At 42.1% G+C, this 12,498-nt stretch carries 14 protein-coding genes; 9 read left to right on the forward strand and 5 right to left on the reverse strand.

Features of this window, described 5'->3' with window-relative positions; translation table 11 throughout:
• Positions 1 to 331 precede the first annotated feature (331 nt).
• From BA81_RS14420 to BA81_RS19815, 4 genes are all read left to right on the forward strand, one after another.
• The gene (locus tag BA81_RS14420; RefSeq protein ID WP_034283328.1) at positions 332 to 1,162 is read left to right on the forward strand and encodes a YitT family protein; all 831 of its coding nucleotides are present in this window, start codon (positions 332 to 334) and stop codon (positions 1,160 to 1,162) included.
• Between the two features lie 99 nt (positions 1,163 to 1,261).
• Positions 1,262 to 1,579: a PadR family transcriptional regulator gene (locus BA81_RS14425; protein WP_024424392.1), complete on the forward strand. Its 318-nt coding sequence runs from the start codon at positions 1,262 to 1,264 to the stop codon at positions 1,577 to 1,579.
• On the forward strand, positions 1,572 to 2,159 hold the full coding sequence (locus tag BA81_RS14430) for a DUF1700 domain-containing protein (RefSeq protein ID WP_034283151.1): 588 nt from the start codon (positions 1,572 to 1,574) through the stop codon (positions 2,157 to 2,159). Before BA81_RS14425 ends, BA81_RS14430 begins: the two co-directional genes overlap by 8 nt.
• Positions 2,156 to 2,326 (forward strand): hypothetical protein, encoded by a 171-nt coding sequence (locus BA81_RS19815; RefSeq protein WP_169737558.1) that lies wholly within the window; start codon positions 2,156 to 2,158, stop codon positions 2,324 to 2,326. Before BA81_RS14430 ends, BA81_RS19815 begins: the two co-directional genes overlap by 4 nt.
• A gap of 584 nt (positions 2,327 to 2,910) precedes the next feature.
• Here BA81_RS19815 and BA81_RS14435 read toward each other — a convergent pair.
• The 3 genes from BA81_RS14435 to BA81_RS14450 all read right to left on the reverse strand — a co-directional run bounded on the left by BA81_RS14435 (position 2,911) and on the right by BA81_RS14450 (position 5,699).
• On the reverse strand, positions 2,911 to 3,114 hold the full coding sequence (locus BA81_RS14435; RefSeq protein ID WP_034283153.1) for a hypothetical protein: 204 nt from the start codon (positions 3,112 to 3,114) through the stop codon (positions 2,911 to 2,913).
• A 16-nt stretch (positions 3,115 to 3,130) separates the two neighbouring features.
• Positions 3,131 to 3,823 carry a hypothetical protein gene (locus BA81_RS19865; protein ID WP_211253651.1) on the reverse strand — a complete coding sequence of 231 codons (693 nt, stop codon included), beginning with the start codon at positions 3,821 to 3,823 and terminating at the stop codon, positions 3,131 to 3,133.
• A 658-nt stretch (positions 3,824 to 4,481) separates the two neighbouring features.
• Complete coding sequence (locus BA81_RS14450; RefSeq protein ID WP_034283159.1) at positions 4,482 to 5,699, reverse strand: multidrug effflux MFS transporter; 1,218 nt, start codon at positions 5,697 to 5,699, stop codon at positions 4,482 to 4,484.
• Between the two features lie 213 nt (positions 5,700 to 5,912).
• Here BA81_RS14450 and BA81_RS14455 point away from each other — a divergent pair, with 213 nt between their 5' ends.
• Positions 5,913 to 6,461: a GNAT family N-acetyltransferase gene (locus BA81_RS14455; RefSeq protein WP_034283161.1), complete on the forward strand. Its 549-nt coding sequence runs from the start codon at positions 5,913 to 5,915 to the stop codon at positions 6,459 to 6,461.
• A gap of 47 nt (positions 6,462 to 6,508) precedes the next feature.
• On the opposite strand, the gene BA81_RS14460 is transcribed toward BA81_RS14455, so the two are convergent.
• Positions 6,509 to 6,712, reverse strand: a complete 204-nt coding sequence (locus tag BA81_RS14460; RefSeq protein ID WP_034283163.1) for a hypothetical protein — start codon at positions 6,710 to 6,712, stop codon at positions 6,509 to 6,511.
• A 111-nt stretch (positions 6,713 to 6,823) separates the two neighbouring features.
• On the opposite strand from BA81_RS14460, the gene BA81_RS14465 reads away from it, so the two are divergent.
• On the forward strand, positions 6,824 to 7,363 hold the full coding sequence (locus tag BA81_RS14465; protein ID WP_169737559.1) for a ribonuclease FAU-1 family protein: 540 nt from the start codon (positions 6,824 to 6,826) through the stop codon (positions 7,361 to 7,363).
• A 39-nt stretch (positions 7,364 to 7,402) separates the two neighbouring features.
• On the opposite strand, the gene BA81_RS14470 is transcribed toward BA81_RS14465, so the two are convergent.
• Entirely contained in the window at positions 7,403 to 9,016 is a 1,614-nt protein-coding gene (locus BA81_RS14470; protein ID WP_034283165.1) for a S8 family peptidase, read from the reverse strand.
• A gap of 186 nt (positions 9,017 to 9,202) precedes the next feature.
• Between BA81_RS14470 and BA81_RS14475 the strand changes: the two genes are divergently transcribed.
• The 3 genes from BA81_RS14475 (at position 9,203) to BA81_RS14485 (ending at position 12,397) form a co-directional block, all read left to right on the forward strand.
• Positions 9,203 to 10,684 carry an amidase gene (locus BA81_RS14475; RefSeq protein WP_034283336.1) on the forward strand — a complete coding sequence of 494 codons (1,482 nt, stop codon included), beginning with the start codon at positions 9,203 to 9,205 and terminating at the stop codon, positions 10,682 to 10,684.
• 37 nt (positions 10,685 to 10,721) lie between these two features.
• Positions 10,722 to 11,294 (forward strand): TetR/AcrR family transcriptional regulator, encoded by a 573-nt coding sequence (locus tag BA81_RS14480; RefSeq protein ID WP_227001695.1) that lies wholly within the window; start codon positions 10,722 to 10,724, stop codon positions 11,292 to 11,294.
• Positions 11,295 to 11,374: 80 nt separating this feature from the next.
• Positions 11,375 to 12,397, forward strand: a complete 1,023-nt coding sequence (locus tag BA81_RS14485) for a quercetin 2,3-dioxygenase (RefSeq protein WP_034283168.1) — start codon at positions 11,375 to 11,377, stop codon at positions 12,395 to 12,397.
• The last annotated feature ends 101 nt before the right edge of the window (positions 12,398 to 12,498 follow it).

A 12,498-nucleotide genomic window follows, 5' to 3' on the forward strand; every position in this document is an offset into this window, starting at 1 on the left:
TCAAACAGCCTCCTTTTTAGATCGGAAATGATGGATATGATATGAGGCAGTAGTTTAAATGACTAAAGTGTTTTTGTCAAGGAGAGGAAAAAGCATCATAGGGCGGAAAAACCCGGAAAACATGCGGGTTTTGATGCATAAAAATGCAGTCAAAATAATAGAAAACCAAGTCATTGACAGCCTCTGAAAAGAGATATATATTATGGAAAGATTGATTTCAGAAAGCTTCATCAAAAGGCGCCGTCTTTTGATTTTTATGTTGTCCAACGACTGTCTTCTTTCGTGCAGAAAGAGGGTTTTTTATATGCTTAAAAAAGGAGGAAAGAAGAAATTGAAAAAATGTGTAAAAGATATAGCGATGATTCTAGTTGGTTCTTTTTTATTTGCCGCAGCAGTGAACATGTTTGTCATTCCGCTTGAATTTGGTGAAGGCGGCGTAACAGGGCTGTCCATTATTTTTTATTATTTGTTTGAGATTGCACCGTGGCTGACGAACCTCGTGTTTAATGCCATCTTACTGCTTGTCGGCTATAAGTATTTAGACAAGAAGACCACGATTTATACTGTGGTTGCCGTCGCAAGTAACTCTCTATTTTTGCACCTGACCACAACATGGGTCGTGAATGTTCATGAATTGATCATTGGAGCGATTTTTGCAGGAATTATCATCGGAATTGGGATTGGTCTTGTGCTCAGAGCAGGTGGAACAACGGCGGGTTCTGCCATTCTCGGAAGAATTGCCAACAAGTATTTAGACTGGAACGTGAGCTATGCCATCTTGTTCTTTGATCTGATCGTTGTATTTGCTTCCTATTTTATTATTGGTGCGGAAAAATTAATGTTTACCATTGTGATGCTGTACGTGGCGACAAAGGTGATGGACTTCGTGATAGAAGGACTTAACACGAAAAAGGCAGTGACGATTATTTCTTCATGCAAAGATGATATTGCGGAAGAAATCAATCACACCTTAGATCGAGGCGTAACGATTTTAAACGGACGCGGTCATTATTCAAAGGAATCGAAGGAAATTCTTTACGCGGTCATTCAAAAGCAGGAGCTCATGCGCCTTAAGAAAATTATTAAGAAAATAGATCGAGACGCATTCGTTGTTGTCCATGACGTACGCGATGTGTTCGGAGAAGGATTTGTGAATATATAAAAATGAAAAGACCCGAAAAAGGGTCTTTTTTTTATTCTCTATACCTCTTGTCACACAATACTATGTAATGTATAGTATAAAGAGTTAGGAGTTGTAAACATGAATGCACAATTAAAAAAAGGATTACTGGAATTTTGTGTACTGGCGGTATTAAAGAAAGGCGATTCCTATGGTTATCAAATCATTAAAGATATGTCCCATTGTATTGAGATTTCAGAATCGACATTATATCCGATTTTAAAGCGTTTAGAGCAAAACAATTATGTGGAGACCTATTCTCAGGAACATAACAGTCGATTAAGAAAATACTACCGCATGACAGAAAGCGGGCGGGAGCATATGGCGCAGTTTTTAGAGGAATGGGATCAGGTGATGGCGATTTACGACTTTATTTCTGGAGGACAGGGCAATGAATAAAAAAGAATTTTTGAGCAGCCTAAAGAAGCATCTGCATCTTCTAGGCGAAAAAGACAGTGATCGGTTTATCGAATACTACGATGAAATGATTGAGGATTATCAGGAAGATGGCTATAGTGAACAGGAAGCGGTTCAGCAAGTCGGGCAGCCTGCTTTGATCGCTGAAGGGATTATGAAGGAACAAGGTATAAAAACCGTTCAGGTGCCGACGTTTGGAGAAAAAGCGACGAGACTCTCCATTCTCATTTTAGGCTTTCCGTTATGGGGCAGTATTCTAGCAACAGTCTTCCTGCTGATTCTTTCTGTGTATATGGTGATTTGGTGCATTCCACTCGTGACAGGTGCATTGACGCTTACTGGTCTGCTCGGCGGTTTTTGGAGCATCATTGGTTCTCCATTTATTTTTCAGGACGGTTTGCATGTGGTGGTGACGCAGATTGGCGTTGGTATTCTTCTATTAGGTGTCGGATTATTAAGCGGCATAGCCACGGCGTATTTGACAAAGCTATTTGTGCAAATGACTATTCAAACCACTAAGGCATTCATGGGAATGTTTAAAAAGAAGGTCGTGAGAGTATGAACGTGAATGATTTAAAAAAGCAATGCATCAAATGGGGAATCATCTTCACCGTTGCCGGAGGAATTGTCATGACAATTGGTTTTGGACTATCAGGCTTTGATTTAGATGCATATTACAACAATGACCAGAGTAACGTGTTCCGCACCATCAATTGGAGCAAGCCATAATAAATGAAAAAACCCGCTTATGCGGGTCTCAGCGTGTAGACAAACCCCGGCAAGATTGCCAATGCATATAAGGTGAACAAATCTGTGTTCATGATGGATCTTGTAAAGTGAAATTATAGAATATGAAGATAACAAAAAAGAGCTTGCATAAGCTCTTTTTTATTTTGCCTTCTTAATAATTTTATTTTTTTTAGAAAGTGCAACAAGAGCTGCTGCCTGTTTTTTGGTCATGTATTTTTCGGTTTGTCTGGCCATTGTCTTCAATCCTCTCTTTAGATGTTTCTTGTTACTCATCCTTTTCAAATATTCTTTGTTCCCTCTATCTTGGACAGTATGCTTTAATATGACCATTTGACCCGGTGAACATGATATAAGAAAGCAAAAAACTTTAAAAGAGAAGGGGGAGGTAGGATAATGTGTTACCGTTGAATGATCCCTCTTGTGTCTTTTTTATTGTAAAAATGTTATTGAAATACAGGTCCCTGTACAATACCTGAATTCAATTGAAACTAAACAGCCTGACATCGAAAGATTTTCGACAACTGGCTGTTTTTATAAAGGTATATTTATCCCTTAGAGAGGATTTACTTTTTATCACTTAAGTGATTCAAACGTTTTCGAAGAACTAGGGATGAGACAGTGAAAACTGTGAATGCGCCAGCTGAACCAGCAGCAAACATCAGCACAAAGTTTTCGTTTGGGTCTTTGAATAACAAAGAGACCGAGAGAACTAAAGCCGCACCACTAATTCCTAATCCTAATATTGACATCGCTAATAATTTATTCATAGAAACACCCTCAGACTCACAATTTGAAACAAGCAACTACTGCACCCATCCCACCAGCTCCAAGAACTGCATATGCGCCAATACATGCTGCACATATTGGAGCAGTAACCGGCGTTGGAGCTGCACATGAACCAGCACAACCAACCGCAATTAAATAAGCCGCACCACTACCAATTCCAAGCACTGATGCAATGCAAGCTGCTTTTGCTTTTACGCCCTGTGTTTGAATTTCAGGAGGATTTTCTGCAAGTAATTCTTCATCTGACATATAAGATAGCTCAGTATCAACTGACTTTACAAGAGAACCATCCACATAAGTCTCAACCTTGAAATTACCCTTATCATTCTTTGTCACCAACATTTCATTTGCCTGTAAGACGGTATGATCCTCATCAATGAAAAGAGTGATATTACTAGGAAGGCTGTAATCTCCATTTATAGGAACTGTAACAGCTGTAACTCCACCACCCACTTTATAAACACTGGATTTTTTCAATCCGTATGTATCTACAGGTGCTACAGCTTTAACTTCCCCGTTCTCTATAGTATCAAGCGCTATATTGACCATTTCAGTGGCAGCATCTCCCTTGATTGGAACAATTGAAGAATCACCTTCTTTCGCAGAAATCCCTGCAGTTGAAGAAAAACTAAAACAAATCAGGGAAAAAATCAATATTAATTGCAAGAATGATTTTTTCTTCTTAGACATAAAAATTGCCTCCTATTTAATATTTTTGTTGCATTTAACTATTTATATGTAAATATTATATTTACCTTCCTTATTTGGTATTTTTGCAAAAATGAGTAATAACACCTAATTATTGTCCGTACAATCGACATTATTAATAGTATTTGCTTTTAAGAGAATAATTCTAAATCACTAGTAAAAGGTGTAGAGGTTACAAAAATTATGTGGGGAATATAATTTGTAATGATTCAGAAGAGTTGTGGAAAGAGAAAGAGCGATGTAAAAAAAGACATATTTATGAAGTACTTAGACATGTTAGGGTGTATCGTTAAATACCATGATATTTCTTTAAAGAGAAGTAAAAGGAGACTTTTAAACTTCACAGCTGCAAAATGGAGATCAAAACTCGCTATATTCTTTCTTCAGACGCAATTTTAAATTGAGACCTAAATTAGCGAGATAGCTATTGATTTGCCAGTAGAAACTCAGTATCCGTATATGATATATAGTGTTTCGCATTCTTTGTCAGTTCTGCGCTCCGGTGCTCACGAATGTCAAATTCGCTCCGCTCCGATGCTTGTCCTTCCTAGGGCTGCAAAGGTTTTCTATCACGCTGAAAAGAAGACAAAGAGCTAAAATCAAGATCATTTTAGCCCTTTGTCAACAGTCTGAAACCCGCTTATGCGGGTCTTTTTTTCGCTCGGGCCACAAAGAAGAAATAACAGCAAAGTGCGCCTAGATCACAAAGCATAATGATCAGACCCATTGGAAAGGCTGTTTGGCTTCCGGCTAGTCCGACAAGAGGTGTCATGCAGGCGCCTAGCAGCATTTGCGCCACACCGATCAGTGCAGCTGCACTTCCTGCATGCGCTCCGTGATGCTGCATCGCAAGAGACGGGGCAGAGGTGCCGACAATTCCAACGCTTGAGACAACAAAAAACAGCGGAATCAGAATACCGTACAATCCTGCATCAATTGAGATCATGAAAAATAAAGTGACTCCCCCTAATGCAGCTGTCAGCAATCCAATGCGAAGGACTTTCTCTTCACCAATTTTCGCAGCAACTCGGGCAAATACTTGTCCAGCCGTGATGATCCCAAGACTATTTACCGCAAAGGCCGCACTAAATCCTTGTGGAGAAAGGTTGAAAATATCTTGAAGCACAAACGGTGAACCAGAAATATAGGCAAACATCGCTGCGAAAACAAGACCTTGTGATAGGGCATATCCAACAAAGAGACGATCGCTCGCTAGAATTTTCATCGCACCTAGGATCTGTTTGAAGCCCCCAGTCTGTCTGCGTTCCGCAGGTAAGCTTTCTTTCAATGAAAACATTGATCTTAGGAGCATTAGCGCTCCGAGGATTCCTAGAAGAACAAACACACCCTGCCACGTCGTGAACCGTAACATTTGTCCGCCCACGATAGGTGCCGCTGCCGGAGCAACCCCGTTGACTAACATCAGCAATGCAAAGAATTTCGTCATTTCTGATCCTTCATAATGATCTCGTACGATGGCTCGTGCAATGACAATGCCTGCTGATCCAGCAAGTCCTTGAATCAATCTAAGAAGAATGAACGTCCAAATCGATGTGACCACTGTACAAAGAAGGGATGCCGCAATAAAGATGATCAACCCAATCATCAGCGGTTTTCGTCTGCCGATCGTATCGCTGATCGGACCTGCAATCAGCTGGCCAAGCGCCAGTCCAATGAGACAAGCCATCAGACTTAATTGAGACAACGCCGTGCTTGCTTCAAAGTCACGGGCGATATTAGGTAAAGCAGGTAAATACATATCCATTGCCAGCGGAGCAAGGGCGGTTAAAGATCCGAGCAATGCGGCAAGGAGAAATCGATTTTTTTTCGATTTTTGGGGATAAGATAAAGAACTCATATGATGACAACACTCCTCGTATACTTCCTCAACACAGCATAATGAATCAAGCGTTCCTTTTCAATGAAAATTTTTCAAAGATGATTTCGTGCAAAATGATTGATCTTTCGAATGAGACTCTTTACATTGAATGAGTAGAGAAAAGAGTAAGGTGATCGCATGCAGTGATTGCATGATACGTATATCCATTAATAGAGAGCAGGAGGTGCTGACATGAAGCAGCAAGAGCTGATCATTCGTCAAGCAGTCAAAGAAGATCATGAGGCTATCACACGCGTTCTGATCAAATCCTATGCACAGTATGAGCCTCAATTTACAGAGGAAGGCTGGCAAAATTATTCTGCCGCGCTTGCAGCAGCTGTAGATAATCCGAACATGGAGCTGATGCTTGTGGCGGAGCTTGGCGGCAAAGTCGTAGGGACGCTTCAAATGTTCCGCTCATCAGAGCAAGCGTATGATAAACCCGAAATGGGCATTACATCAGCCATCGTCCGGTTTTTAGGAGTAGATCCCGATGTGAGGGGAAAAGGCATTGCAGAGTCATTGCTACGTAAAAGTATTGAACTGACGCAATCATGGGGCGAAAATGTCCTGTATCTTCATACATCTGATAAAATGCAGGCCGCCATTCGCTTATATGAACGAATGGGCTTTGAGCGTGCGCTTGATAAAGAATTTGTGAACCAAAATGGTACACATGTCAAGAGCTATCAATATGTGATCAAGAAAGAACAGCCGGCAGGTTCATCAAATCACGCGTAATAAAAGGAAGAGCAAGTCCTGCACGGGAAGCTCTTCCTTTTTTCAATTTACGCCCACAGTGCCAGCGCCCAATAGGATACCACCCACGAGATGAAACCGAACATGACAAAGAATTTTAACATGCGCTCGTCAGGAGACAGCTTTCGTTCTCTCTTCGTTTTCACCAGCTGCCAATAAAGGACATAGCCGCAAATCATGAGGATGATTTGTCCAAGCTGTGTAAAGTTTTCAAGAACCGTGATTCCGTTCATTTCTTTCACCTTATCATAGGGCTTCCATAAGTAAATGAGGCAATCCTTTATTTCTTCAGAAAAAATCGGTGTATACTGGAAAGAAACGAGATGTTTAGAGGGAGTTGTGACATGTTGTTTTCGCTGCATGCGAATCGTTGGGATGAAGTCATCGAGAGAAAAATCAAATACGATCAGAAAGTTGTGGAACATACCTGTCAGCTGTTAGATGCACAGGGACAGCAGGCTGTGCTGTTTCACAAGATTGAAGACCCATTTACGATGAGGGCAGGTGCTGGTTTTCTGACCATTCCAAAAGGGAGCTATACGACCGCCTATTATTGGAAGGATCGTCCTTATAACATATATTTCTGGAGAGATGATCAAGGAAAGGAACTAGGATCTTATTTGAATATGGTGGGAGATACACAGTTCAACGGGCAGCTGGTCATGTTTGAAGACCTCATTATTGATCTTCTCGTTCTTCCGACTGGTGAAGTCTATGTACTGGATGAAGATGAATTGCCGGAGAGTTTAGCGGATTTTGAGAACGGCGCAGTACGGCGGGCATTAGAAGGCGTGACGGCTTCGTTAGAAAGCATTCTCGATCAAGTGAGGGCAGATGCCGAAGGGAAATATCATCACAGCTTGTTTGAGCCGATGTTGAGATAGAAAAAACGATTCCTCGCTGAAAGGAATCGTTTTTTTCTGTTAGACCTTAATACGGTTTAATCGTTTTTGTAAATTGGTTTTTGTTTTGGAGGCTTTTAGCTGTTTGACAGCGCTTTGAGCCGCTGCTTTTGTTTTCTTTGTTCGTTTGGATTCCGCTTTTTTGACCTTTTGTTTAGCATCTGTCACTTTCTTTTGATAAGCGACTTGTTTTTTTACTTTGTCAAGCCGGTTTTGCAGGCTTGTTTTTTCTTTGCCTTTGTTTAGTTTTTTGATGGCCGTTTGAGCACTTTTAATAGCGCTCTGTGTTTTGTTCTTTTCGGCTGCTTTGACCTTTGCACGTGCCGAGCGGATATCAATGGCTGCTTGGACTTTCTTCACCCGTTCTGTGAGTGCTGTTTTTTGCTTGCTTGCAGTGAGCCGGCCAATTCTCGTTTTGGCTTGATTGACATCTGCCTGCTTTTTAGATGTTTCGGCTTTTTTGACAGCACTTGCCGCAGCCTTTAAAAAGGTGGATTGCGGCACATATTGCACGCGGCCATAGCCGAATTGCGGATCCTTCCCTTTTGCACCAAGATCCACTGTATAGCTGCGCAATAAAGTGCGAAGCTGTGCATTTGTTTTCTTCGGATGAAGCTGTTTTAACAGTGCCAGCATTCCTGTGACATGCGGTGCAGCTTGTGATGTCCCCGTTGCATACCAATATTCATTTTTTAAATAAGTGCTGATGACGTTCTCGCCAGGGGCAGAAAATTCAATCCCTTTCCCTGTATTCGAGATAGACGCAAGTTTGTCTTTGTCAGTCGTTGCAGAAACGGCAATGACACTATTGTAAGCGGCAGGGTAGCTAATATGATTCTTTTTTCCATCATTTCCGCTTGCAGCAACCACGAGCAGTCCTTTTTTATAGGCTTCATCTACTGCTGAACGCAAGATGGGGATATTGTCTTCAAAGCCTAAACTTAAATTAATAATGTCCATCTTGTTGGTAATCGCCCAATCGATGCCTCGAAGCAGACTATACAGGTCGCCTTCTCCCTTTTTATCTAACACTTTCACAGCATACAGCTTCACACCAGAAGCAACGCCGACTGTTCCATAATCGTTATTAAGCGCACCAATCGTGCCGGCGACATGTGTGCCATGTCCTTCATCATCTTTATAAGAGGATGTGTAGTTCACGAATGATTTACCGCCTGATACCTTTAAATCCTCGTGTGAGAAAATGCCAGTATCTAATACGGCTACTTTTACATTTTTACCAGTGACGCCTTCTTTAATTGCTTGCTTGATATTTAGTTTTTGCAGATTGTAAGATTTTTGTACCAATGCATCCTGATTAGTAGCAGCGGCTGTTTTCTTCACAGTAGAAGCCGCGAGTTTAACCTTTACGTTTTTTGAGACGTAAGCGATGTTTGGGTCTTTTTTGAGTGAGGTGACCGCTTGTTCATCTGCTGTCACAGCGACAGCGGGAAGATGTATGTACTGTGCGTTCACTTTCTCACTTTCCTCAATCGCTGTTTGTTTTCCTTTTTGATTTTTATAGACGATGATGACATCTGTTTCTTTTGGCGGTGCAGCTGCCTGCGAATGGAAGGGCAAAGCAGTTGTCAACGCAAGAAGAAACGCAATGACGATAAGTAATTTCTTTTTCAATGCGTGGCTCCTCTCATCCGATGACCTCGGTCTTTTTTCTCTATTATATCGAAGAAAGCAGAGGGATGGGATAGTAGAATTGTCGTCTTGTTCAGAAAGTTATTTTTACAAGTAACCTGAAATTGAAATTCATAGAATTCTAGTAGACAATAGAGACATCATGATAAGAGAAAGAAGGACATGCTGATGAACGTAAAAGAGTATATGACGTATGATGCGGCTGGCTTGGCAGCACTTGTGCAGAATAAGCAGGTAAAGCCCGAGGAGCTTATGCAGGCTGCATTTGATAGATTGAATGAGGTCAATCCAGAACTAAACGCTGTGATACGGACGAGACAAGAACAAGTTTTAAAAGACATCAAGGAGTTACATGAGTATCAGCCATTTGCTGGTGTTCCGTTTGTGCTGAAAAATATATCGCAAGGGATTAAAAATGAACCGCTGACAGCAGGAGCTTTGCTGTTAAAGGATGTAAAAGCAAATTCGGATTCGCACTTTGTTGATCGGTTGAAGCAGGCTGGTTTTCTCATGATTGGACATACAAATACACCGGAATTCGGTTTAAGAAATGTGACAGAGCCTGCTTTACATGGTCCAACGAGAAATCCTTGGAATACGGACTATTCTCCGGGCGGCTCAAGCGGCGGGACAGCAGCAGCTGTTGCAAGCGGCATTGTACCTGCTGGCGGAGCAAGTGATGGCGGTGGTTCCATCCGGATCCCAGCATCCTTTACCGGTTTGTTCGGCCTTAAGCCCACGCGGGGAAGAACGCCGGTAGGCCCAGGTGCAGGAAGGCAGTGGCAAGGGGCTTCCATCGACTTTACACTCACAAAAACAGTACGGGACAGTGCAGCCCTTCTTGATCTACTTCAAGTCATTCAACCTGAAGCTGCTTTCCAAACTCCGTTATACGATGGCAGTTACCAAGAGGATCTGGCGAAACGTACATCTTCTATGCGAATTGCTTACAGCGTAGAATCTCCAGTTGGCACGAAGGTCAGTGAGGAGGCGAAGCGGGCGGTTCAGCAGACAGTGAAATGGTTGAGTGAGCAGGGTCATCAAGTAGAAGAAGCCAAGCCAGAAATTGATGGGGTTCATCTCATGCAGCAATATTACGTGATGAACAGCGGAGAAATGTCTGCGTTATTCACTTCCTTGGCTCGTTCGTTAGGGCGTCCAGTAAAGCCGGAGGAAACGGACATCGTGGCATGGGTGCTGGCGGAGGCTGGCAAGAATGTGACCGCTGCTGCTTATACAGAAAGTCTTGATGCGTGGGATCGGGCTGCTGCACAAATGGCATCATTTCATCAAACCTACGATCTCTATGTGACACCAGCTACTGCCTATTCAGCTCCAAAGGTAGGTGAGCTTATGCATTCAGATCAGGAAACAGCCGCACTTTTACGTGTGTCATCCCTTTCAATGCAAGCACAGCAGGATCTTATTTATGACATGTTCCTCAAGAGCTTGACCTACACCCCATTTACACAGCTTGCCAACTTAACAGGTCAGCCATCAATGAGTGTTCCTGTTCATCTGACTAGCGCGGGCATGCCTTTAGGGGTACAGGTGACAGCACCTAAAGGAAAAGAGGACTGGCTGCTCAGGCTTGCGGCGGAAATGGAGACATCCTCGATTTGGAAAGGAACTAGTCAATTAAATCGATAACGCATGATCAGCGACTTTGGTCTATGGAGGGAAAAGAGTGTCACACGTGAGTACGAAGGACAAAATCATTCAAACGGCAGCACTTCTTTTACGTAAACAGGGATACCATGCGACAGGATTGAATCAAATTATCAGAGTGAGCGGCACACCTAAAGGCTCTCTTTATTATTACTTTCCAAATGGAAAAGAAGAGCTGGCTATTGCATCTGTTGAACACATTAGTCAAAAGGTCATTAATCAAATTGAAGAAGGCTTTGCCTATTCGGATGACCCATATATCGCCATCGATCGTTTTATGACAAAGATCATTCGAGGATTTATGGAGAAAGAAAGTGAAAGAGGGATTCCAATTGTCTTGCTGGCGGCAGAGTCCAAGCCTGAAAACGCGCAGCTTCATGCTGCATGCAAACAAGAAATGATCCGCTGGCAGGAGCTTGTAAAAGAAAAGCTAATGAACAGCGGGTATGAAGAAAACAAAGCGGATGAGCTGGCTTCTCTCCTTCACTCAATGGTCATCGGGGGTTTATCGATGACCACTGCACTCAAACAAACGACCCCTTTAGAACACGTAAAAAGTTACCTTAGACATATATTTATGCGAGATGAGTAAAATCTCTCGCATATTGTCTATCTATTATATCAATTGGTCTATATAATATAGATAGTCAATTTGTCACGAGGAGTGATGGGATGTCGGAGCAACCGCAATCGATGAAGCAATCCGAAGGTACCTCTTTTTATACCGTGTCTGGTTCCGGAAAGCTGTATGGGCTGGAGAATCAGCTTGTTCATATGCTGGCAGAAGCAAATCAAACGAATCAGCTGTTTGAGCTTGCCTTAATCACAGGGGGGAAAGGAGCTTATTTCCCGCTGCACTGTCATGAGCACTTATTTGAAACTATTTTTGTGCTGGAAGGAAAGCTTGAAGTGATGCTGGACGGTAAAAAATACATGGCCACAGCCTTTGATTATATTCATATCCCGCCCAAAACGATTCATGGCTACAGAATGCATAGTCATAAAACAAGATTTATTTCATATACGCTGGGCGGAAAAATGACAGATGTCTATCAGCAAATTGGAAAGAGGCTTTTTCAGAATGAATGGTCTATGACTCATCATGCTTTTGATGCAGCCAGTTTTCAGCAGGCTGAAAAAGAAAGCGATATCATCCTGATGCATGGAATCAGAGAACTGTCTAATACAACGAGGCCCTCCGTTTTATTTCATAGTCAGCTTCCTCACGAGGTACAGCCTTATGTATTAGAGGCTGGTGAAGGGAAGCAATACATCATTGATGGCCAGATTCATGAGCTGATTGCAACAGTAGAAACAACAGGAGGCGGATTCAGTCATTTTGTGGTTGAAGGAGCGAAGGAGAAATATTTCCCGCCGCATTATCATCAAGTTCATACAGAAGCAATCTATTGTGTTGAAGGGAAGATGAACCTTCATTTGAACGGAGAGGATATTTGCTTGATGCCGGGTGACTTTGCCTATATCCCGCCGGATACGATTCACTCTTATGAATTTGTGTCTCATTCAAATAAAATGTTGGTTTTGCTGCTTCCAGGAGAAATTGAGCAGGTGTATGAACAGTTTGAAGAATCTCCAAGCCCAAGTATATGTCCTTATTTTATTCAAGAAGGGAACTTCATGTTCGATCGGGAGACTTCAACTCAATATGATTTGTTTTTTGTCGAAAAAGATTAACTGTGTAACGCGTTACACAACATCATGAGTCTGTCGAAACAATCGACAGGCTTTTTTTGTTTTTTGCCACCTCCACATAAATTGCTCATTTGATGAATGAA

This window comes from Bacillus safensis FO-36b (genome assembly GCF_000691165.1).
Classification (GTDB): Bacteria; Bacillota; Bacilli; order Bacillales; family Bacillaceae; genus Bacillus; species Bacillus safensis.

Coding starts and splice junctions, on each gene's coding strand:
- BA81_RS14460 (WP_034283163.1), bottom strand. CDS start 6,712: ATGAACGGAATCACGGTTCTTGAAAACTTTACACAGCTTGGACAAATC.
- BA81_RS19815 (WP_169737558.1), top strand. CDS start 2,156: ATGAACGTGAATGATTTAAAAAAGCAATGCATCAAATGGGGAATCATC.
- BA81_RS14455 (WP_034283161.1), top strand. CDS start 5,913: ATGAAGCAGCAAGAGCTGATCATTCGTCAAGCAGTCAAAGAAGATCAT.
- BA81_RS19865 (WP_211253651.1), bottom strand. CDS start 3,823: ATGTCTAAGAAGAAAAAATCATTCTTGCAATTAATATTGATTTTTTCC.
- BA81_RS14430 (WP_034283151.1), top strand. CDS start 1,572: ATGAATAAAAAAGAATTTTTGAGCAGCCTAAAGAAGCATCTGCATCTT.
- BA81_RS14475 (WP_034283336.1), top strand. CDS start 9,203: ATGAACGTAAAAGAGTATATGACGTATGATGCGGCTGGCTTGGCAGCA.
- BA81_RS14485 (WP_034283168.1), top strand. CDS start 11,375: ATGTCGGAGCAACCGCAATCGATGAAGCAATCCGAAGGTACCTCTTTT.
- BA81_RS14425 (WP_024424392.1), top strand. CDS start 1,262: ATGAATGCACAATTAAAAAAAGGATTACTGGAATTTTGTGTACTGGCG.
- BA81_RS14435 (WP_034283153.1), bottom strand. CDS start 3,114: ATGAATAAATTATTAGCGATGTCAATATTAGGATTAGGAATTAGTGGT.
- BA81_RS14465 (WP_169737559.1), top strand. CDS start 6,824: ATGTTGTTTTCGCTGCATGCGAATCGTTGGGATGAAGTCATCGAGAGA.
- BA81_RS14450 (WP_034283159.1), bottom strand. CDS start 5,699: ATGAGTTCTTTATCTTATCCCCAAAAATCGAAAAAAAATCGATTTCTC.